The sequence below is a fragment of the Flavobacterium sp. ALJ2 genome (assembly GCF_015594725.1).
Taxonomy (GTDB): Bacteria; Bacteroidota; Bacteroidia; order Flavobacteriales; family Flavobacteriaceae; genus Flavobacterium.
In genome coordinates, this window is record NZ_JADNRC010000002.1 from 201,421 (window position 1) to 222,075 (window position 20,655).

The following is a 20,655-nucleotide window of genomic DNA, read 5'->3' on the forward strand; positions in this document are numbered from 1 at the left end:
ATTTTACCGCAAAGTTCACAAAGTATTACGCAAAGATCACAAGGTTTTTTTTCGCATAATTCCGATAGTTATCAGGAGCGAAACAGCAAAGTTTTTTGTTTCACGCAGATTTAGCAGATTCAGCAAATTATTTTTTAGCGTACAAATGAAAAAAAAATAATCTGCTAAATCTACACAAAAGAAAAAGCGCAAAAGAATAAACTTTTGCGCCTTTGTTGCTTTGTGCCTTTGAATCTTTTTTAAAATTGGAAATAAATAAATGGCTGTGAACCTGCAACTGCTGTTGCATAAACTATCCAATATACAAATCCTAAAACAATTGCCTTTCCTATTAACGGGGTTTTATCGAAAACAAATTTCATTTTGGCTGTAACAACTTCTGGTAAAAAGTGCCAAGCATAACCAAATAACATTAATAAAAATACGTTTTTATATCCCAATATAATTGTTTGCCAATGATCTGGTTCGAATGTTAACTGTCCAATATTATTGATTACCTGTATTGCTGTATCGAAATCTTTTGCACGGAAAAATATCCAACAGAATACTACAAAATGAAATGTTATCACTATTGAGAAGAATTTCCAGATTGTACTTAATCCGTTGCTTTCTTTTTTAGAAGGAAAAAGCTCTACAACTATTTTATGAACAGCTAATGCCAAACCATGTAATGCTCCCCAGATTATAAACTGGGCTCCTGCTCCGTGCCACAATCCTCCTAAAAGCATTGTTGTAAAAAGGTTAAAATTGGTTACCATTGTCTGTTTAAATTTGCTTGAAAGCAAAAATGACAAACAAAAAACAGCGATTCCTCCAACAGCAATTACTAATGGAATTATACTTTCGGCAGAATTTATAATTCCCCAAAGCAACAATCCGAAAAAGAATAAACTCGGGAATAAAAATCCTGCGAATGTTCCTTCTCTATTTCCTCCAATAGATATATACAAGAAGTCTTTTAACCAAGTTGATAATGAAATGTGCCATCTTCTCCAGAAATCAGTAATCGATACAGATTTATATGGTGTTCTAAAGTTGGCTGGTAATTTAAATCCTAGCAACAATGCAATTCCGATTGCCATATCTGAATATCCTGAGAAATCACAATAAATTTGAATTGCATATCCGTAAGATGCCATTAAATTCTCAAATGAGGTGTAACTCATCGGTGTATCAAAAACACGGTCTACAAAGTTTACTGAGATATAATTAGAGATTACAGTTTTTTTAATTAATCCTCCAATGATTAAAAACAATGCATTGTTTACATCTGCCTTTGTGAGGTTTAATTTTTGATATATCTGTGGTAAGAAATCTTTCGCTCTTACAATTGGACCTGCAACTAATTGTGGAAAGAAAGAAACGAAGAATAAATATTCGATGTAGTTTTTTGTGGGTTTAATCTCTTCTCGATAAATTTCGATAATATAACTCATCGATTGGAAGGTGTAAAAAGAAATTCCGACTGGAAGGAATATATCATGTAACTCAAAATTACCATGAAATATATCATTGTACGTAACAATCATAAAATTCATGTACTTGAAATAACCAAGTAGTCCCAAGTTTAGAATAACACTTATTATGAGGTATATTTTCTTTCGGGTCTTTACACTTTCATTATAGATTATCTGGCTCAATCCATAATCTACAACTGAGGAAACTAGTAATAATAAAAAATATATTCCGCTTGATTTATAATAAAAGAAAAGCGAGAATAGAATAACATATGTTAATCTTAAATAAAATGTTTTGCGTAAAAATGCGTACACAAAATAAAAAACTAAAAACAACCCTAAGAATAAACCTGTATTAAATAATAATTTTTCTTCTGGATTATAAATAAACCAACCTTTAACCTGTTCTAATGTAAGTACACCAAAATTTTGAACGAACCAATCGTTAATGCTATCAATTGTTATCAACTTATTTTTTTAATTTAAAATTATCGTATTCGTTTAATAATGCTTTCGAAAACAAACTTCCTTGTTTTACATATCCATTTTTGGAATAATGTACCCAATCTGGACCTATCAATCCTTCGGCTTTTAATCTTCCGATTTCTTTCATACCTCCAAATTCATTATATAGATCCCAAACTGCTAATCCATCTGCCTGAGCTGCTTCGTATATATGCTTTGTATAATCTGCAACAAATGTATTTGGCTTTCTTCCTTTTAATAATGATGGCGGTGGCGTCATAACTAGTACAGGAATATGAATATTTTGTGCTTTCAGATTACTTATAAACTCACGTAGTTGTTTTATATAAACTGATGCCTCTAATCTATCATAGCTTTCGTTGGTTCCCAATGACAGCACAATCATATCTGGGTGCAAAGACTTTAGTTGTTCAAAGAAAACTGGATATTTGTTGTAATCGGAAAACTTCGCTCCATTTACCCCTATACCACTATAAATTACTCCTGATGAATTTTTTTCAAGGATCAATCCGTTAAGCTCATACTTTTTAGCATCCTTATTTGGTATAAGGTAGATTTTATCTAACGCTTTTTCGGTATTGTAGTAATGTGAGAATGAATCTGACTCTATATCTAAAGGAACATATTGTGATTGTGAGATTGTTTTGGGACGTGTTTCATTTGTTACAATTTTCAATGTCCTTCCTGCTCTAATCACATTCGATTTTAAATGATTGGCTCTCTTTATCTCTGCAATCGAAACTTTGTATTTATCTGCAATAACCGAAATTGCTTCTCCTTTTTTTATTTTGTGTGTAATTACCTTTCTCTCCGAAGATTGAATCATATTAGTTTGAATGCGACTTGCTAAGTCAAACATATGTTGATTTTGTGGTGTAATTATCTTAATTGTATTAAACTTATACACTGGATCTTTTACATTAACCTCAATTACAAATCCATCTGTATTCCTCCAAAGTGCAATTCCGCTTAAGCCCATCGGATAATCTTTTACTGGAAGAATATTTCGGTAACTTTCCCAAACTTTATTTGAGCGAAAACGTTCGTTATAAGAACCATTTGTTTTTGCTAATGAATATGGAAAAATTAGACCTCTTCCTGCATTTCCTAATTCTTTTTGGAGGTTTTTCCGAATTTCATTTGTCATCAGATCGCTCTGAATGTGCGAATCTCCAATATGAACAATGTTTATTTTATGGTTACTATGATTTTCATTGTCTTTTAATTTCTTAAAGAAATCCTCTAATACTTTCGCATTATAAATTTGATTTCCTACTAAAGGCTCTACATCTGTTGTATCTATATTGCTAATCATCTTTTTAGTCATTAAAATTGGCTCCGCCTTTTGCGCTTTATTATTGGACGCAAAAAGAAGACAACAAAAGAAAAGAATAAGTTTATTCATCTACACTATCGTTTATTACAGACATGGAGTCTGTATTTGTTTTCCTGACTGTTTTTCCTTTTTTTATACCTGCTTCTCTTTTTTCGCGCAAAACTTTATATTGTTCGTATCCTTTATTTAATTGATCATAAAGTAATCCTCCAATTGCTTTGGCTCCTCGTTGATTAAAATGCGTATAATCTTTATTCGCTTTTGCTGGTGCCTCATCTACCCATTTCACCATTGAACCATCTCCACCCATCAAGGTATATAAATTTACGAATCCAGATTCTGTTTCCAAAGCATAGCGTTTTTGAGCTTTCATTAAAGGAACAACTGCTGAATCAGTTTTCATTTGCATATCATATTTTGTCGATTTATCGGCTGTAGAAATTATCAAAATAGAAACTCCTGGAAAGGATTCTTTTATTTTATTTACAGCTTTAGTCATTCCTTTTCCGTACCAAGAATAGTTCTTTGTACCATAATTCAAAACGTTAGTTCCGTAATGAAGTATAATCAAGTCATATTTTAAATTAGCATTAAAACTCTGCATTACATTGGTATCAAAAATAGAAATTGGCATTCCTGAATTTCCCCTTTGTGAGAAGTTGTCCACATGAACTCCCCTTCCATTATCAAAATTGAAGCCATAAATTGGAATTGAATCTGCATGAATGAAACTTGCCTTAAATCCTTTTATACTTTTAGAAGTTACTTTTATGGTGTTGACCAAATTATTTGGAGCAAGATTTTTGGATATAGTATCTTTACCTATTATAAAATTTACTTTTCCAGATTTTGATGATTTTCCGTAATACAAAGTTGGATTATCCAAGCTAGTCGCAAATTTGCTTAATCCTGCCTCGTATGAAACCCATGTTGAATTTGACTTATCATTTGCAAAAAAGACATGCCCATTTACTCCAAAAGGACTTATTGGTTTCTTTACATTAAGATACGATTGCGCCTTCCAGTTTTTGGAAGATAATGATTTTACAGAAGCTCGTGATGCTGACGACTCTGAAGAAATAGAAACAAATCCAACTCCTGTTCCTCCAAATCGTTCTTGATAATTATTTCGAACATCTTGTACAATTAGATCTCCATCAGTCATAGAATCGCCATAATATGCAATTCTTACTTTTGCTTCTGGATTTTTTTCTAATTCATATAATTTATCATAAAAAGAAATTAGGTATTGATATCCTTTATAATCATCAAATGTTTCTGAAGGAAATTCTATTCCTTCATTAGAATTAAAAACGATATTTTTCTGTACCTGTTTATCGGCATCAGGGCTACCTTCTTTTTTTGATACGGATTCTTTTTCAAAAGATTCTAAAAGCATGCTATCTACAAGTACGTTTTTGGAATCTACTTTGCTTTCAGGAAAAATTTTATCTGGCAATATTTGTTTAAAACCAATGAAAGCTACAAATGCTAAAGCTACAATTGTAAAAGACTGAAAAAAATAAGATTTTGTATTCACTTTTAATTATAAATTTTGAAGAATAAAATTAATAGAAACCTCAAAGTCCAAATTTCTTATTAATTTAATTAAAACGTTTGCAAAGATAGAATAAACAATAATCTATTATTCCTTTTTTGCGATTAAATAAAAAATAAAAAAGAGGCTAGATAAATCCAGCCTCTTTCCAAAAAAAATAAAAAAAAACCAAGTTAGTGTCTAATTGAATTTAAACATTGTTTTGTTTATATAAGTTGATAAGTCATAACTTATCATTTCATCTTAATTTATTTTAATAATGCATACTCAAATGACACATTACCTCTTTCTCCTGCAGTATTTGTCATAGTAAGGAAGTTAACTTTATAATAATTCCCATCTATATCTTTAATTACATAAAAACGGTCTGTTTTAATACTTGGCAATGACCCATTTTGACCCCCACCTTTTCTCCAGTTAGCACCAATAATTCTTTGATCAGTTGTTGATTTTATAAAATCAGTTTCAACAACTTTTGCTTTTGTAAAATCTGCATAAGAACCACCACTTGCAACTAAAACCTGATACACTTGAGTTCCTCCTTTCATATTTGATACGATGAAATCAGAAAAACCATAACTTACATCACCTTTTCCTCCATTGAAATAATTTGTAAAAGTCGTAAAATTCAAATCCCATTTTGCTTTTTCTGGTTCTACAGAAACTGTATTTCCTGAAATCAAACTAAAAAATGTAAAATTGAAAGCTGCATTTTTAGATATTATTTTTTCTATAAAAGTTACAGAAGCTAAATCGGCATATTGAATTTTATATCCATTACCATTTCTTAAAATTCTAATTTTTTTCCATCCTCTTGCAGCTCCATCTACACTAACATTACCAATACCTGGTTTTTCTGTTCCAATTGCTGCTCCAAGATTTACTAAATACACTTTGTTATCTGCATCAGTAGCAGATACCTCTGCCATTGCTGTTCCAATTCCTGCTCCAGCTCCAGCTAAAACTCCTGTAGGATTATCTACATAACCATTAGACGCTGCAGTTTCTCCTTGTCCAACGGTCACATCAAGATTAATCTCTTGTTTTAAAGTTATATCTGAAGTTTCTAATTTCTTCACAGCCATTTTAAGAGATCCATTGATAGTAACTCTAAAATCTGAACCACTAGAAAATCCTAAATCCCATGTTGCTCTATTCACCGACTCTATCTTTCCTGTACTTAAGTCTACAAAAACCTGATTTGGTTGATTTGGCCCGCCCACACTTGGCTGTAATACTTGCCCAACAGAAGGACCAACAGGTATAGTTGTATCATTGTTGTCATCGCTTGAACAAGATCCAAGTGTCAATAATGCGAATGATAATAGTAAAAATGTCTTTTTCATTGTATTTGATTTTATATTTAAAGATTAAGGTTATATGCTAATTTTATAAAATATGAGCGTCCATAGGCAAGCATCAAATCAGAAGGTCCTGCATGCCCAGCAGATTGACTTGTTTTGGTCTGATTAACATTAGTTACATTACATATGTTTCTAGCTCCAATTGTAGCTTCTAACTGGTTTTGTAAAAAAGTTTTTCGAAGAGATGCATCAAGCCAATTACTCGCTGATATATCCGATATCACATAGGCTGAAGTTGTCTCTATAAATTGTTGTGATTTTCCGTTGTATTTATAATAAGCAGAAAGAGTTGTCCCCCATTTTGGTATTAAATAAGAAACACTACTATTTATGTTAAATGAGTATAAAAATTTATCATCTGAAGAAAACTTTTGATTCTCTATTTTACGAGAAACACCAACCAAAGATGCCCCAAAATTGAATGTCAAATTATCTATTTTGAATTTATTCATTGTCGATAAATTCCACATTTTGTATTTACTAATATTAAAATATTGATATTCTGGATTTCCTGTATCTGGATTAAATCTTACCAAGGCCATATCAATTCGATCATTTACATCAAGAAAACTTCCTGCTAACGTATTCGATATTTGTAAACCTGAAACTAAAAACGATGTCTTTTTTAAACTGGCTTCAAAAGAATTACTAGTTTCTGGAATAAGCTTTTCATTTCCAATAAAAAAATGTCCATCAAAAATTAATTTTGAATACAACTCTTCAAAAGTTGGAGTTCTAAATGAAGTCCCATATGAACCTCTAAGTTCAACTCCCTTATCAAATAAATACCTTAAACCTAGTGATGATGCATATTGATCCTTAAACTTTGATTGAGCTGAAAAACGCAATCCTGGACGAATAGACAATTTTTCGGTTGCTTTGATTTCTGAGGAAGCAAAAAAATCATAGTTCTCGAGTCTTTTACGAACTGCAGAAAACTTATTACTTGCTTCCTGAACCAATGAATGGCCTTGATTGTTTACAAACTCATAACCTAATTGCAAATCAACTTTTTTGTCTGAGAAAAAATTACTCAAAGTTCCTGTTGAATAAAGAACTTCCATCGATTGATCCTTAGTAGTTATATTACTTCCTTCATTCTTGGTAAATAAATAATATTTAAAATCTTCAACATCTCTTTGTTGTTTTTGATGCGAAAGTGAAACATTATAATTCAATTGTGAAAACAATTTACCAGTAGCATTTAAATTATGAAAATACCTATTCGTAAAATATCTTTTATCATCTGAGTATCTATATGAACCTAATGCTGGATCATATTGTGATTGTACTGTAGTATTATAGTAATCTACATCTTCCTTCAAATATTCGAATTTATAGAAAAAGCGAAAATTATTTTTATGATAAGCGAGTAAAGCGGTACTGTTTAGTTGTTCTTTCGGTAGCCATCTATATCCACGAGACTGATCATTTTCAATATAATCTTTTCCTTTTTTATCATCTAGAAAGCCTCTAAAGTCATTTCGATTAGCTCCTAAACTTACAAACCAGTTTTCATTAAATGTGCGAGAAAGTTTAAGTGATTGTATATGGCGTCCTTCATTAAAAAGTGCATATTCATCTTTAACTGTTTCCTCTTGTACTGAAGCTGTCATACTCCATTTATATTTTGAAGATTTTTTTGTAATTATATTTAAAACTCCACTAACAGCATTACCGCCATAAGCAACTCCCATTGAGCCTTCTACAATTTCTATTTGCTCGACATCATTTAAGTTAATCTGAGATAAATCAGTATTATTTCCCAAACCAGCTTCATTTACCAAAGGAACATTATCTACCAAAATCTTAAAATACTGAGCATCTAATCCAAACAATGATACTGTAGAACGCCCACTTGTTCCGCTTGGCCTTACATTAATATTCAAATACTGATTTAAAACATCTGATAAATTGTTGGCGGCCAAATTCTGAATGTCTTTATTTGAAATAATTCGCACATTAAATACCGACTTCTTTATAGATTGTGGTTCGAACTGCCCAGTAACAACAACTTCTGACAATTCGTTGGTACGAATACTATCTTTTTTCTTTTGCTGAGCTGAAAGCGTTTTACAAAATACAAGGGTAACAAATAGGATGATTTTGATTTTCATTAGTCTTAATTGGTCTTAATAATCTTTGCAAATATATAATTATTTTTATTCAATCTAAATAAAATTTATATATTTGCTGAAATTTTTTAAATCAAAAAAAACTAGTTATGATTACAAAAACCTTCTGTTTATCAGCCATTATGGTGTTATCAGTAAATTTTGGATTTAGTCAGGAATCTAAAAAACAACAAGACATTAAATCGATAAAATCGATGTGTGGTTGTTATGAAGTTAAATTTAATTTTATAGAAACTTTTAAGTACCCTAAAGACACTCTTACTTACAAACCTTCTGAAACAAAACACGAATCTGCTTTAGAGTGGGTAGAGTTATTAGAAGATACTCCTAACAAGATTGCAATGCAGCACTTATTAATCGTAAGTGATGATATGATTATTAAACACTGGAGACAAGATTGGTTATATGAAAATACAGACTTGTATTTATTTGATAAAGGAACTTCTTGGAAATATAAAAAATTAGATAAAAAAGACGTAAAAGGACAATGGTCTCAAAAAGTATATCAAGTAGATGATAGTCCAAGATATGAAGGTTCTTCTTCATGGGTACATGTAGATGGACAAGATTACTGGGTAAATACTACCGATGCTCCGCTACCTCGTAGAGAACAAACAAAACGTAATGATTATAATGTTCTAAAAAGAAGAAACATTCATGAAATTACTGCTACTGGATGGAATCATGAGCAAGATAACGACAAATTAATTCGCGGTGATAGCGGAAAAGATATTTTGTTGGCACAAGAAAAAGGAATGGATGTGTACACTAAAGTTGCAGACATTAAATGTATCGCTGGGCAAAAATGGTGGAAGGAAAACAATGCTCTTTGGAAAAATGTTCGTGATAAATGGCAAACGCTGTTTGACAGACATCAAGACTTAAACTTAGAAGCTAAAGTAGAAAGAAAAGCACTTTATTCTCTTTTGTTTGATCTAAAACCAACCGCTACAAAAGCAGAGACAGATGCAATCATCAATAAATTTGTGAAAAAATAAAATATTTTGTGTTAGTTATAAAAAAGGAAGCTGTCTATTTTTAGACAGCTTCCTTTTTGTTATGCTAGTCTATGAAAACTATTATCGGTGCCAAAAACAGGAAACATAAACATAGAAGTTAGGAAGTGATTAGCCCAATTATTTTTGATTGCACGGGTTTTTGTTATATTTGCAGTCCTAAATAACTGAATTATGACTTTACAAAAATTACCCCGTGTGGAATGGTGGCGATATCCGAAAGGTTCGCAACGTCTCAGTTGACGTAGGACACCTAAACTACACGGGTTTTATATTTCCTAAATAACTGAGTTATGAACACAAAACACACACTAGCGACAAGCTACAATCCTGAAAAACTTACTGAATTTTTTAATAAGGACATTTCTCCCGAAACTATGGCTAAATTGATTCGCAACCTAAACTACGTAATCACATTAACCTTAATTAGAAGAAATGAAACATTAGAATTTCATAACAAAGAATTAGACCACGGTTTTTATTGGCTAAATGAATTAGCCGAAATTCTAAACCCCTATTTTAATATTGATTAAACAAAAAAAGGCTGTCATAGACAGCCTTTTTTTGTGCTCAGATTTCTGATATTTTTACATTCTTTCAGGAACTTCTATTCCTAATAAACTGAAACTTGATTTTATAATTTCTCCCACTTTTTGAGAGAACTGTACTCTGAATATTTTTTTAGTCAAATCTTCTTCTCCTAAAATATGTACCGATTGATAAAATGAATTGTACTCTTTTACTAGATCATAGGTATAATTAGCAATTAATGCTGGACTATGATTGTGTGCTGCATTTTGGATTACTTCTGGGAAAAGCTCGATTTGTTTTACCAATTCTTTTTCTTTTTCATGAAGTTCTTCAATTCCTGTTAATGTTACAGAAAAATCAAAATCTGCTTTACGTATAATCGACTGGATTCTGGCATAGGTATATTGAATAAACGGCCCTGTGTTTCCTGCAAAATCAACAGACTCTTCTGGATTAAACAAAATACGTTTCTTTGGATCTACTTTTAAAATGTAATATTTTAAAGCACCAAGTCCGATTGTGTTATATAATTTTGCTTTTTCATCTTCAGAAAAACTATCTAGCTTACCTAAACCTTCTGAAATTTCTTGAGCTGTATCGGTCATTTCCTGCATTAAATCATCTGCATCGACAACAGTTCCTTCACGGCTTTTCATTTTCCCCGAAGGCAAATCGACCATTCCGTAAGATAAATGATATAAGCTTGAAGCCCAATCAAAACCTAATTTTTGAAGAATTAAGAACAATACCTTAAAATGATAATCTTGCTCATTCCCTACAGTATAAACCATTCCTCCAACATCTGGATGATCTTTTACTCGCTGAATTGCTGTTCCAATATCTTGTGTCATATAAACTGCCGTTCCATCTGAACGCAGTACAATTTTACGATCTAAACCTTCATCTGTTAAGTCAATCCAAACCGAACCATCCGGATCTTTTTCAAAAATTCCTTTGTCCAATCCTATCTGAACAACATCTTTTCCTAATAAATAAGTATTACTTTCATAGTAATAACTATCAAAATTTACTCCTAGATTTTTATATGTAATTGCAAAACCATCATAAACCCATTGGTTCATCTTTGCCCAAAGTGCAACAACATAATTATCTCCTGCCTCCCATTTTTGAAGCATTTCTTTAACTTCTTTTCCTAAAGCACTATATGTGTTAAAATATTTATCTTTAAAATTTGATCTGAATATTTTGTGATCTCCTTCTTCTGTAAAAAAATCCTCATCAATAATCCCTCCATCATCGAAAAAGACTGGCATCTCTCCATCTTCCCCCATTAATTTTTCAATTAATGAAGTATTTTTATCTTTTAAAAATTCTTTTGAATATTCTATAGTTTTCTGCCAATCAGAATATTCTTTTTGAAATTCTTTTTCAAACTTCACATAATAATTCCCAACCAATTTATCTCCTTTTAAACCTGTACTTTGGGGAGTTTCACCGTTTCCAAATTTTTCCCATGCCAACATCGATTTACAAATATGAATTCCTCTGTCGTTTATAATTTGAGTTTTATATACTTTTTTACCAGAAGCCTTAATAATCTCTGCTACAGAATATCCTAACAAATTGTTACGAACATGCCCTAGGTGTAATGGCTTGTTTGTATTTGGCGAAGAATACTCCACAATGATTGCTTTATCTGAAGGATTTGGTTCTACAAAACCATATTTTTTTTCATCTTTTATACCATTAAAGAAATTCACATAATAAGTATCCGCAATTACAATGTTCAAGAAACCCGAAACCACATTAAAACGAGCTACCTCTGGAAGGTTTTCTACAAGATAGTTTCCTATTTTATTCCCTAATTCAACAGGATTACTTTTAATCACTTTTAATAGCGGAAAAATAACCATCGTAATATCTCCTTCAAACTCTTTTCTAGTAGTTTGAAATTCGATTTTATCTACAGTTACTTGAAATAAGGCTTGTATTGCTTTTTGTATAGAAGGCGTAAGAATTTGTGATAATGACATGTAAACTTAGTTTTAAAGTGTGCAAATATACTGCTTATTCATCAATTACAGAAAATGTAAAAGATTTAAAATCTATAATAAGTAGCCTTCTTATTTCAAAAAACAATTAAGACTCATTACAAATAACATTCTTAAATCACTGAAAAACAAATCACACTTCATAAAAAAACAGTTTTTTTGATAAATCCTGTAACATAAAATCAAAATAATAGTCTTAATAGAAACTTTAAATAAATTTCAAACAAGAATAATCAACTTGTATTTAAAGAAAATCATCAATCAAAAAATAATTAATTAAATCTAACAAAATTAAATTTTATGAAACTTAAAATTATCATGTTATTGCTTATTGGAGTAATAACATCGGTGCAAGCTCAAAATTCTGGAAGTATCTCTGGAAAAGTACTAGAGAAAGCTACAAATTCCCCAATATCTTATGCTACAGTTGCTGTAAAAGAAGAAGGTAAAACAATTGCAAGTGGAGTTACTGATGATAAAGGTGATTTTAATTTAAAAAACATCCCTTTAAAAAATTATATTTTAGAAATACAATACATCGGATTTAGACCTTATAAAACCAACTTATACTTTAGTAATTCTAAAAAAGAATACACATTTAAAGTAACTCTTGAGGAAGAAGCTACTCAGCTTAAAGGTGTAAACATTGTTAGCGAACGCTCGACTATCGAACAAAAAATTGACCGAAAAGTAATTACTGTTGGTAAAGACCTTACAACTGCTGGCGCTTCGGCTTCAGATATCATGAATAATATCCCTTCGGTAAATGTAGATCAGGACGGGAAACTTTCACTTCGCGGAAACGATAATGTACGTATATTAATTGACGGAAGACCATCAAATATTGACCCTGCACAATTATTGAAACAAATTCCATCAACTTCTATCAAAAAAATCGAATTGATTACAAACCCAAGTGCAAAATATAATCCAGAAGGAATGTCTGGAATTATAAATATCATTCTGCATAAAAACGCTAATACTGGTTTCAACGGGAGTTATAGCGCTGGTATTACGTTTGGTGAAACAGCCAAATACAATCAATCATTAGATTTAAATTATAAAACTGGAAAAGTAAATTTCTTTGGAAACGTAGGTCAGAATTTCGGAACTTATCACAATAGTGGTGTCATTAAAAGAATTGATCCGGAAATCATTCAGGATATTAATGTTCTGAACGATAATGATTCTTACTTGTATAAAATTGGAATGGATTATTTAATTGATGATCATAACACCATATCTATCTATACCAACCAAAACAAATCAAACACAAAAGGATTTGTAGATACAAATATTGATTATAACAATTTAACAGATTCTGATATTTCTAATATTATTCAGAAATCAAAATATTCAGGCCCAAATAAAGTTGGCACTTATAATTTAGCCTACAAACATATCTTTAAAAAAGAAGGTCATACCTTAGACTTTGAAGGAAACTACAGTGATAATGAAGGAACACAATATGCTTCTTTTGATACACAATCAACGAAAACTGACAATACTATAAATAGCGTAACTTACGATGATCAGATTAAAAGCACGCGCAAATTAAGTACTTTTAATGTTGATTATGTAAATCCTTTAAATGAAAAAACTACACTTGAGGCTGGTGCTGAAGCTAGAATTACAAAAACTAATAATGATTATATTACCGGAAATCTACTTGCTGCGCTTCCAGTTTCTAATTATACTTACGACACTGATATTTATTCAGCTTATGTAACATTTGGTCAGAAATACAAAAAATTCAGTTACCAATTAGGTGCTCGTTTTGAAAGTTATAAAGTCGCAGCTAATTTAAATCATGGTCTTGATAAATTCGATGATGATTATATTACTTTATATCCATCAGCTTATTTTACATATAAACTGAATGAAAAAAACACTTTGCAATTAAGCTATAGCCGTCGCGTAGACCGTCCGAGTTTAGAACAAACAAAACCTATTCGTGAATTCTCTACTCCGTTGGTAACTTCTTTAGGAAACCCTGAATTAAAACCACAATTTACCAATTCAGTAGAAATAAATTATACCAAAACTCTTGAAAAAGGAAGTTTTACAACTGGTATTTTCTACAGAAGCATTAATGACCAAATTAGCAGGATTTTATATCCTGATGAAACTGACCCAAGCGGTAATAAACAAATTATGACTTACACCAACTATGATCATAATACTTCTTACGGTTTTGAAGTTTCCTTAAATTACAAAATCACAAAATGGTGGGATATCCAACCTTCTATTGATTTTTCGAGTATCAACCAACAAGGTGTTGTGTTTTTATATGATCCAGCAACAAAAACAAGTAATCCAATTGAAAGAAAAGTTACTGTTGCGGCATTTAATGGCCGCATGAACTCAAACTTTAAGGTAAACAAACGTATAAGCTTCTTATTATTTGGTTTTTACAGAGGTGCCGTTGACGGGCTTCAAAATAATAGCCATGAAATGTACAAAATGGACATAGGTTCGCGCTATACTTTATTAAACAACAAGATGAACATTAGCCTACGTTTTAATGATGTATTTAACACCATGAAGTATGCTTTTGATTCTAATTATCCTTATGCTCATACAGGACAGTTTACATGGGAAAGTCAAACGGTTTATTTAGGTTTAACCTATAATTTTGGTGGAGCAAAAATTAAAAACTTACAACGTAAGCAAAGAGAAGACAATACGAGTAAAGGTGGTGGTGGATTATTTTAATCTATCACACTAATTCGATTTTTTTTTTAATTTTTGAATTGTTTTAATAGTAAAAGCCCAGAGAATGCCACTCTGGGCTTTTTAATATACAAATTACAACTTCTCTTTTAGAGCAATAATTTCTGTTGCATTTGCTGTTTCGCCTGAATCGGTAATCGCTGATGAATGGAAAAAAGTATTCCCAAGCTTTTCTTTTAGCAATCCAATATTCGTAGATCGAAGTCCTCCGCCTGGCATAATTACTATTCTATTATTTGCTTTTTGAACAACTTCAATAAGAGTAGCTATTCCCTCTTCAACATTTTTCCCCTGACCTGAGGTCAAGATTGTTTTAAAACCACAATCAATTACATCTTCGAGAGATTTACTCACATTGGCAACAACATCAAATGCTCGGTGAAATGTACAAGGAAGTGGATTTGCCAAATTAATCAACTCCATATTTTGTTCCATATTTACACTTCCGTCAGAATTAAGATTTCCAAATACAAAACCATCAACTTTGCAATTTTTATAGTCGATTATACTTTCTTTCATTTCCTGAAATTCAGCATCGGTATAAACGAAATCACCTCCTCGAGGTCGTATGATAACATTTAAATCTATTGTAGCTATTTCTCTCGCTGCCTGAACTAAACTTAAACCCGGAGTTGTCCCTCCCTCTTTCATATTAACACATAACTCAATTCTATTTACTCCATTTTCCTGAGCAATTTTTACAGAATCAAGGTTAAAACACGCAATCTCTAATTGACTTTTTTCCATTTTTAATTATACTTAAACAATTGTAATGAGCTTAGACTTAGGTTTATCCTAAGCGGAGACGAATAACTCAACCTGAAAATACGATGAAGACAAAATAACAATCAAAAACCGCAGTGTCACCCTGAGCGAAGTCGAAGGCTAATTTACTACTAAATCTTCTTTTTATTATAATTTTTAAAATGAGTTTCGTTCAAACATTCCGAGAGTTTTTTTCAAATCTTCCCAATTACTTGAAATTTTATTACAATATTGAAATAAGTTTACTGTTTGCCAATTGGAACGCGGCTTCGACTTCGCCTGACAAGTGCGTATAAAAAAACCTATTCATTGCTGAATAGTTTTCTTTTAAAAGTTTTTTTACCGTATAAAAGCCATTTAAGAAAATATCAGTTTAAAACATTTCACTTAAATGAGCTTATATAACTTACTAAGTTAGCTTCTTATAAATTTAAATTACCATTTGATGATTACACTTCCCCATGTAAATCCGCTACCAAATGCAGCAAGAACTACAGTATCTCCAGATTTAATTTTCCCTTGTTCCCAAGCTTCTGTCAATGCAATCGGAATAGATGCCGCTGTTGTATTACCGTATTTTTGAATATTGTTATGCACCTGATCATCATTTAAACCAAATTTCTTTTGGATAAATTGAGAAATTCTTAAGTTTGCCTGATGCGGAATCAACATATCAATATCCGAAACTTGTAGATTATTGGCTACTAACCCTTCATTAATTACTTCAGCAAAACGTACTACTGCATTTTTAAATACAAATTGTCCGTTCATATAAGGAAAATAGCTTTCATCATCCGGATCGTTATCTGCCAAAATATCTGTTACCCAACGCGCTCCCATTCCCGGTGCAATTAGCGATAATTCTTCTGCATGCTGTCCTTCTGAATGTAAATGTGTCGATAATATTCCTTTTGTAGTATCTTCTTCTCTGCTTAAGACTGCTGCTCCTGCTCCATCTCCAAAAATCACAGAAACCCCTCTTCCTCTAGTAGTCATATCTAAACCCGTCGAATGTACCTCTGAACCTATTACCAAAACATTTTTATACATTCCGGTTTTAATATATTGATCAGCTACAGAAATAGCATATACAAAACCAGAACATTGATTTCTTACATCTAATGCACCAACAGTTTTTAATCCTAAATCACGTTGTACTAAAACTCCCGGACCTGGGAAATAATAATCTGGACTTAATGTGGCAAAAACAACAAAATCGATATCTTCTTTTGCTACTCCTGAACGCTGAATAGCTATTTCGGCAGCTTTTACCCCCATTGAAGTTGTAGTGTCTTCTCCACGAATAATATGTCTACGTTCTTCAATTCCTGTTCGCTCTTGTATCCATTCGTCGTTAGTATCCATTATTTTAGACAAATCGTCATTGGTAACTACATTTGAAGGGACATAATATCCTAATCCCGCTATTTTTGAATGATACATATTTTTTTATTATTCGTTAAAAATTTGGATTGCAAAGCTAAACATCTTTTAAAAATCATGTACACAATTTAGTGATTTTTTCGTAATTCCCAATTTTATATATCATTCTCATTCGCTACATATTAGGAACTTATCATAAATTGAGAGAAAACTACCCTATATTTGAATTTTTTTTATTGTAACACTTTTTCATTACTAGAATGTAACAAGTTTGAACTACTTTAGACTTATTATAACAATCCTTAACCAATTAATTATAAAAGTTTCAACTATGAAATTAAAAATTATCTTATTTCTACTTTTAAATCTTGGCTTAGTAGCTTCAGCCCAAGAAAACGTAACGTATCAAAAGCCTTCAAAATCAATTTTAGATTTGGCAGATTACGAAAGAGCTCCCTCTGTATCAATGGATACAAAAAAAGAATATATGCTGTTAAGTTACAGAAATACCTACAAAACATTAGACGATTTAAACCAAGAAGAACTTCGTTTAGCTGGTTTAAGAATTAATCCTGTAACTAACATTTCTAGCACGGTAACTTATGTTAAAAATCTCAAATTGAGAAAAATTAGCGATACCAAAGAAATAGAAATAGCAAATTTGCCAACTGACCCACAGATTAGCTATACTACATGGTCACCTGATAACAAGAAGATATTATTTACTAATACTACAAAAACTGGAGTTGAACTTTGGATTATAGATGTTCCTTCTGCTAAAGCAACTAAACTTACTGATGCAACATTAAATGCAAACATAGGAACTCCATTTAGTTGGTTCAACGACGGTGAAACTATTTTAGTAAAAATGCTGCCTAAAAACAGACCTGCATTATTAGATGCTAAAAAAGATTTACCAACTGGTCCGATTGTTTCTACCGCTGATGGTTCTAAATCACAAAATAGAACTTATGCTGACATGTTGAAAAACAAAAACGATGAGGCCAATTTTGAAAACATCATTACTTCTGAAATCTACAAAGTAAACATTAATGGTACAGCTACTTTATTCAAAAATGCTGCAATGTACTCTTCTGAAAGAATTTCTCCTGACGGAAATTATGTAATGTTGACAACAATCCAAAAACCATTCTCCTATATTGTCCCGCTAGGGAGATTTCCATCAAAGGCTGTAGTTTATGATAAAAACGGTACTGAAATAAAAACGGTAAACGAAGTTCCTCTTTACGAAATTATGCCAAAAGGTTTTATGGCAGTTCGTAAGGGAAAAAGAGAAATGTCATGGAGAAATGACAAACCTGCAACACTATCTTATGTAGAAGCTTTAGATGAAGGTAATCCGGCTAATAAAGTTGAATTTAGAGATGAAGTATTTCTTTGGAATGCTCCATTTAGCACCGAAGCAACTTCATTAGTAAAGACTCCTCAGCGTTATAGTGGAATTATTTGGGGAAATGACAACGTAGCAATTCTTATGGATGAATGGTATGATACACGTAATACCAAAACTTATTTAATCAATCCAGCTGCCCCTGCTCAAAAACCTAAATTAATTTTTGATAGAAACTCACAAGATATCTACGCAGATCCAGGTAATTTTGAATACAAGAAAAATCAATACAATAGATATGTTCTTGCTATAGAAAACGACAATGCTTTCCTTCTTGGAGAAGGTTTTACTAAAGATGGTCAATTCCCTTTTATTAGTGAACTTAATCTTAAGACATTAAAGACAAAACGCCTTTACACTTCTTCATTTAAAGATAAAAAAGAAGATATATTAAGCATTGAAGATTTTAAAACAGGAAAAGTTTTGGTACAAATTCAATCCAAAAATGATTATCCTAACTACTATTTCAGAAACATAAAAAAACAAAATAGCTTAACTCAAGTTACTTTTTTCAAAAACCCATTTGAAAGCATTAAAGATGTAAGCAAAGAGGTTATTAAATACAAACGAAAAGATGGTGTTCAATTATCTGGAACTTTATATTTACCTGCAGGATACGATAAAGTAAAAAAAGAAAAACTACCATTATTAATCTGGGCATATCCTGCTGAATACAAAGATAAAAACAGTGCAGGACAAAGTAGTCAAAACCCAAATGAGTTTACATTTCCTTATTATGGATCATTTGTATATTGGGTAACTAAAGGATACGTAGTCCTTGATGATGCCTCTTTCCCAATTATTGGTGAAGGAACTACAGAACCTAATGATAATTTTATAACACAGCTTGTTGATGATGCAGAGGCAGCAATAAATGCAGTAGATGCGTTAGGATACATAAACAAAAAGAAAGTTGCCATTGGAGGGCATTCCTATGGCGCATTTATGACTGCAAATTTACTAACACATTCTAATCTTTTTGCTTGCGGAATTGCACGAAGTGGAGCTTACAACAGAACTTTAACTCCTTTTGGTTTCCAGACTGAGCAACGTAATTACTGGGAAGTTCCTGATGTTTACAATACAATGTCTCCTTTTATGCATGCTGACAAAATGAAAACACCACTACTTTTAGTACATGGTGAAGCTGATAATAATCCAGGAACTTTTACTTTACAAACAGAGCGTTATTTCCAAGCCATAAAAGGATTGGGCGGACCAGCAAGAATGGTTATTTTACCAAAAGAATCTCATGGTTATGTAGCTAGAGAAAACATCTTGCATTTGCTTTGGGAACAAGATCAATTCTTAGAGAAATACTTAAAAAACTAGATTTCTTTTTACAAATAAAAAACCCGACAGATTTTAAAACCTGTCGGGTTTGTTTTTTATAGCGCTAAAAGAATTATCTAATTTCTAACTGACAAATTTTCCAATTAAAGATAATTTAAACTTAAAAATATTTCCTGCTCAAGAGGCAAATCAATTTCACTTTCAAAAAAAATCAATTGCCTTTTATAAACTGTTTCAATTAAGTAGTGATTTCCTCTAAAATAAGTCCTTCTAATCTTTACTGGCAAGTTAGACTCTGCTACCATTTTTAATTGATGCGGATACACCAACGTTTTATGCATTTCATCTTCATAAGAAACCAATAAATAAGTAGCAACTTCATTTACTTCACCAAAAAGTGACGCTACATAACGAGTCTCAGGATCCTCATAAATTTTTGTTGGATTGTCTTTCACAATAACTTCTCCATCTCTCATCACAATCGCTTCATCTGCAAATGACAAAGCATCTGTACTATCATGGGTGGCTATAATACAAGTAATCCCTTTTTGTTTTAAATATCGAAACAAATTTCGGCGCAAAGCATTTTTACGAAAAGCATCAATTTGGCTAAAAGGTTCATCCAGCAAAATCACTTCCGGCTCTAAAGCCAATACTCTTACTAGGGCTACCCTTTGCTTTTGCCCTCCACTTAAGAGACTTGCTTTTACATTTGAGAATTGCTCCATTTCTACCATCTCCAATAACTCCTGAACGCGTAGCTTTTTCATATTGGCAAAACCATTCGAAAGAAACTTTCCTACATTTTCAGCAACAGTTTCAAAAGGAGACAAATCAAAATCCTGAGCCAAATATTTCATATAAGGCATTCCGGGAACCAAATTGAATTTAGGTCCTAAAATCGGCTTTTCATTATAAAAAATCTTACCTTCATTTAAATCATATAGCCCGTATATTAATTTAAGAAGCGTGCTTTTTCCGCAACCACTTTCGCCAATAATAGCAATATTTTCTCCTTTATTTATGGTAAAAGAAACGTTTTTTATAACAGGCTTTTCGGTATACGAAAAAGAAATATCTTGAACTTGAAGCATTGGTTGGCATTGAAAAATTGAGGACACAAAGATAGCTCCTTTAGCAAAACTAACTTAGAGAAAGTTATTAAATTATCTACA

At 31.7% G+C, this 20,655-nt stretch carries 13 protein-coding genes; 4 read left to right on the forward strand and 9 right to left on the reverse strand.

The window, feature by feature from the left end:
• Positions 1 to 239: 239 nt before the first annotated feature.
• From IUY40_RS03260 to IUY40_RS03280, 5 genes are all read right to left on the reverse strand, one after another.
• Positions 240 to 1,925 (reverse strand): MBOAT family protein, encoded by a 1,686-nt coding sequence (locus tag IUY40_RS03260; RefSeq protein WP_195735460.1) that lies wholly within the window; start codon positions 1,923 to 1,925, stop codon positions 240 to 242.
• 1 nt (position 1,926) lies between these two features.
• The gene (locus IUY40_RS03265) at positions 1,927 to 3,258 is read right to left on the reverse strand and encodes a GDSL-type esterase/lipase family protein (protein WP_229335332.1); all 1,332 of its coding nucleotides are present in this window, start codon (positions 3,256 to 3,258) and stop codon (positions 1,927 to 1,929) included.
• A gap of 82 nt (positions 3,259 to 3,340) precedes the next feature.
• Positions 3,341 to 4,819, reverse strand: a complete 1,479-nt coding sequence (locus IUY40_RS03270; protein WP_195735462.1) for an SGNH/GDSL hydrolase family protein — start codon at positions 4,817 to 4,819, stop codon at positions 3,341 to 3,343.
• A gap of 266 nt (positions 4,820 to 5,085) precedes the next feature.
• Positions 5,086 to 6,183, reverse strand: coding sequence for an HmuY family protein (locus IUY40_RS03275; protein WP_195735463.1), 1,098 nt, complete (start codon positions 6,181 to 6,183; stop codon positions 5,086 to 5,088).
• Positions 6,184 to 6,200: 17 nt separating this feature from the next.
• The gene (locus IUY40_RS03280; protein ID WP_195735464.1) at positions 6,201 to 8,318 is read right to left on the reverse strand and encodes a TonB-dependent receptor; all 2,118 of its coding nucleotides are present in this window, start codon (positions 8,316 to 8,318) and stop codon (positions 6,201 to 6,203) included.
• Between the two features lie 107 nt (positions 8,319 to 8,425).
• On the opposite strand from IUY40_RS03280, the gene IUY40_RS03285 reads away from it, so the two are divergent.
• Both IUY40_RS03285 and IUY40_RS03290 read left to right on the forward strand, forming a co-directional pair.
• Positions 8,426 to 9,334, forward strand: a complete 909-nt coding sequence (locus tag IUY40_RS03285; RefSeq protein WP_195735465.1) for a DUF6607 family protein — start codon at positions 8,426 to 8,428, stop codon at positions 9,332 to 9,334.
• A 311-nt stretch (positions 9,335 to 9,645) separates the two neighbouring features.
• Entirely contained in the window at positions 9,646 to 9,885 is a 240-nt protein-coding gene (locus tag IUY40_RS03290) for a hypothetical protein (RefSeq protein WP_195735466.1), read from the forward strand.
• A gap of 54 nt (positions 9,886 to 9,939) precedes the next feature.
• Here IUY40_RS03290 and argS read toward each other — a convergent pair whose 3' ends face one another.
• Entirely contained in the window at positions 9,940 to 11,877 is a 1,938-nt protein-coding gene (argS, locus tag IUY40_RS03295; RefSeq protein ID WP_195735467.1) for an arginine--tRNA ligase, read from the reverse strand.
• Positions 11,878 to 12,195: 318 nt separating this feature from the next.
• Here argS and IUY40_RS03300 point away from each other — a divergent pair, with 318 nt between their 5' ends.
• A complete protein-coding gene (locus IUY40_RS03300; protein WP_195735468.1) occupies positions 12,196 to 14,610 on the forward strand; it encodes a TonB-dependent receptor in 2,415 nt (804 codons plus the stop codon).
• Between the two features lie 93 nt (positions 14,611 to 14,703).
• Here IUY40_RS03300 and IUY40_RS03305 read toward each other — a convergent pair whose 3' ends face one another.
• Positions 14,704 to 15,375 carry a copper homeostasis protein CutC gene (locus IUY40_RS03305; protein WP_195735469.1) on the reverse strand — a complete coding sequence of 224 codons (672 nt, stop codon included), beginning with the start codon at positions 15,373 to 15,375 and terminating at the stop codon, positions 14,704 to 14,706.
• A 453-nt stretch (positions 15,376 to 15,828) separates the two neighbouring features.
• Complete coding sequence (locus IUY40_RS03310; RefSeq protein WP_195735470.1) at positions 15,829 to 16,836, reverse strand: beta-ketoacyl-ACP synthase III; 1,008 nt, start codon at positions 16,834 to 16,836, stop codon at positions 15,829 to 15,831.
• Positions 16,837 to 17,107: 271 nt separating this feature from the next.
• Here IUY40_RS03310 and IUY40_RS03315 point away from each other — a divergent pair, with 271 nt between their 5' ends.
• Positions 17,108 to 19,519, forward strand: coding sequence for a prolyl oligopeptidase family serine peptidase (locus IUY40_RS03315; RefSeq protein ID WP_195735471.1), 2,412 nt, complete (start codon positions 17,108 to 17,110; stop codon positions 19,517 to 19,519).
• A gap of 104 nt (positions 19,520 to 19,623) precedes the next feature.
• Here IUY40_RS03315 and IUY40_RS03320 read toward each other — a convergent pair whose 3' ends face one another.
• Positions 19,624 to 20,574, reverse strand: a complete 951-nt coding sequence (locus IUY40_RS03320; protein ID WP_195735472.1) for an ABC transporter ATP-binding protein — start codon at positions 20,572 to 20,574, stop codon at positions 19,624 to 19,626.
• Positions 20,575 to 20,655: the final 81 nt, after the last annotated feature.

What these genes read in the sequence shown, in the direction of transcription:
- IUY40_RS03265 (WP_229335332.1), bottom strand. Translation starts at nt 3,258, where the DNA reads ATGATTAGCAATATAGATACAACAGATGTAGAGCCTTTAGTAGGAAAT.
- IUY40_RS03275 (WP_195735463.1), bottom strand. Translation starts at nt 6,183, where the DNA reads ATGAAAAAGACATTTTTACTATTATCATTCGCATTATTGACACTTGGA.
- IUY40_RS03280 (WP_195735464.1), bottom strand. Translation starts at nt 8,318, where the DNA reads ATGAAAATCAAAATCATCCTATTTGTTACCCTTGTATTTTGTAAAACG.
- IUY40_RS03285 (WP_195735465.1), top strand. Translation starts at nt 8,426, where the DNA reads ATGATTACAAAAACCTTCTGTTTATCAGCCATTATGGTGTTATCAGTA.
- IUY40_RS03290 (WP_195735466.1), top strand. Translation starts at nt 9,646, where the DNA reads ATGAACACAAAACACACACTAGCGACAAGCTACAATCCTGAAAAACTT.
- argS (WP_195735467.1), bottom strand. Translation starts at nt 11,877, where the DNA reads ATGTCATTATCACAAATTCTTACGCCTTCTATACAAAAAGCAATACAA.
- IUY40_RS03300 (WP_195735468.1), top strand. Translation starts at nt 12,196, where the DNA reads ATGAAACTTAAAATTATCATGTTATTGCTTATTGGAGTAATAACATCG.
- IUY40_RS03305 (WP_195735469.1), bottom strand. Translation starts at nt 15,375, where the DNA reads ATGGAAAAAAGTCAATTAGAGATTGCGTGTTTTAACCTTGATTCTGTA.
- IUY40_RS03310 (WP_195735470.1), bottom strand. Translation starts at nt 16,836, where the DNA reads ATGTATCATTCAAAAATAGCGGGATTAGGATATTATGTCCCTTCAAAT.
- IUY40_RS03315 (WP_195735471.1), top strand. Translation starts at nt 17,108, where the DNA reads ATGAAATTAAAAATTATCTTATTTCTACTTTTAAATCTTGGCTTAGTA.
- IUY40_RS03320 (WP_195735472.1), bottom strand. Translation starts at nt 20,574, where the DNA reads ATGCTTCAAGTTCAAGATATTTCTTTTTCGTATACCGAAAAGCCTGTT.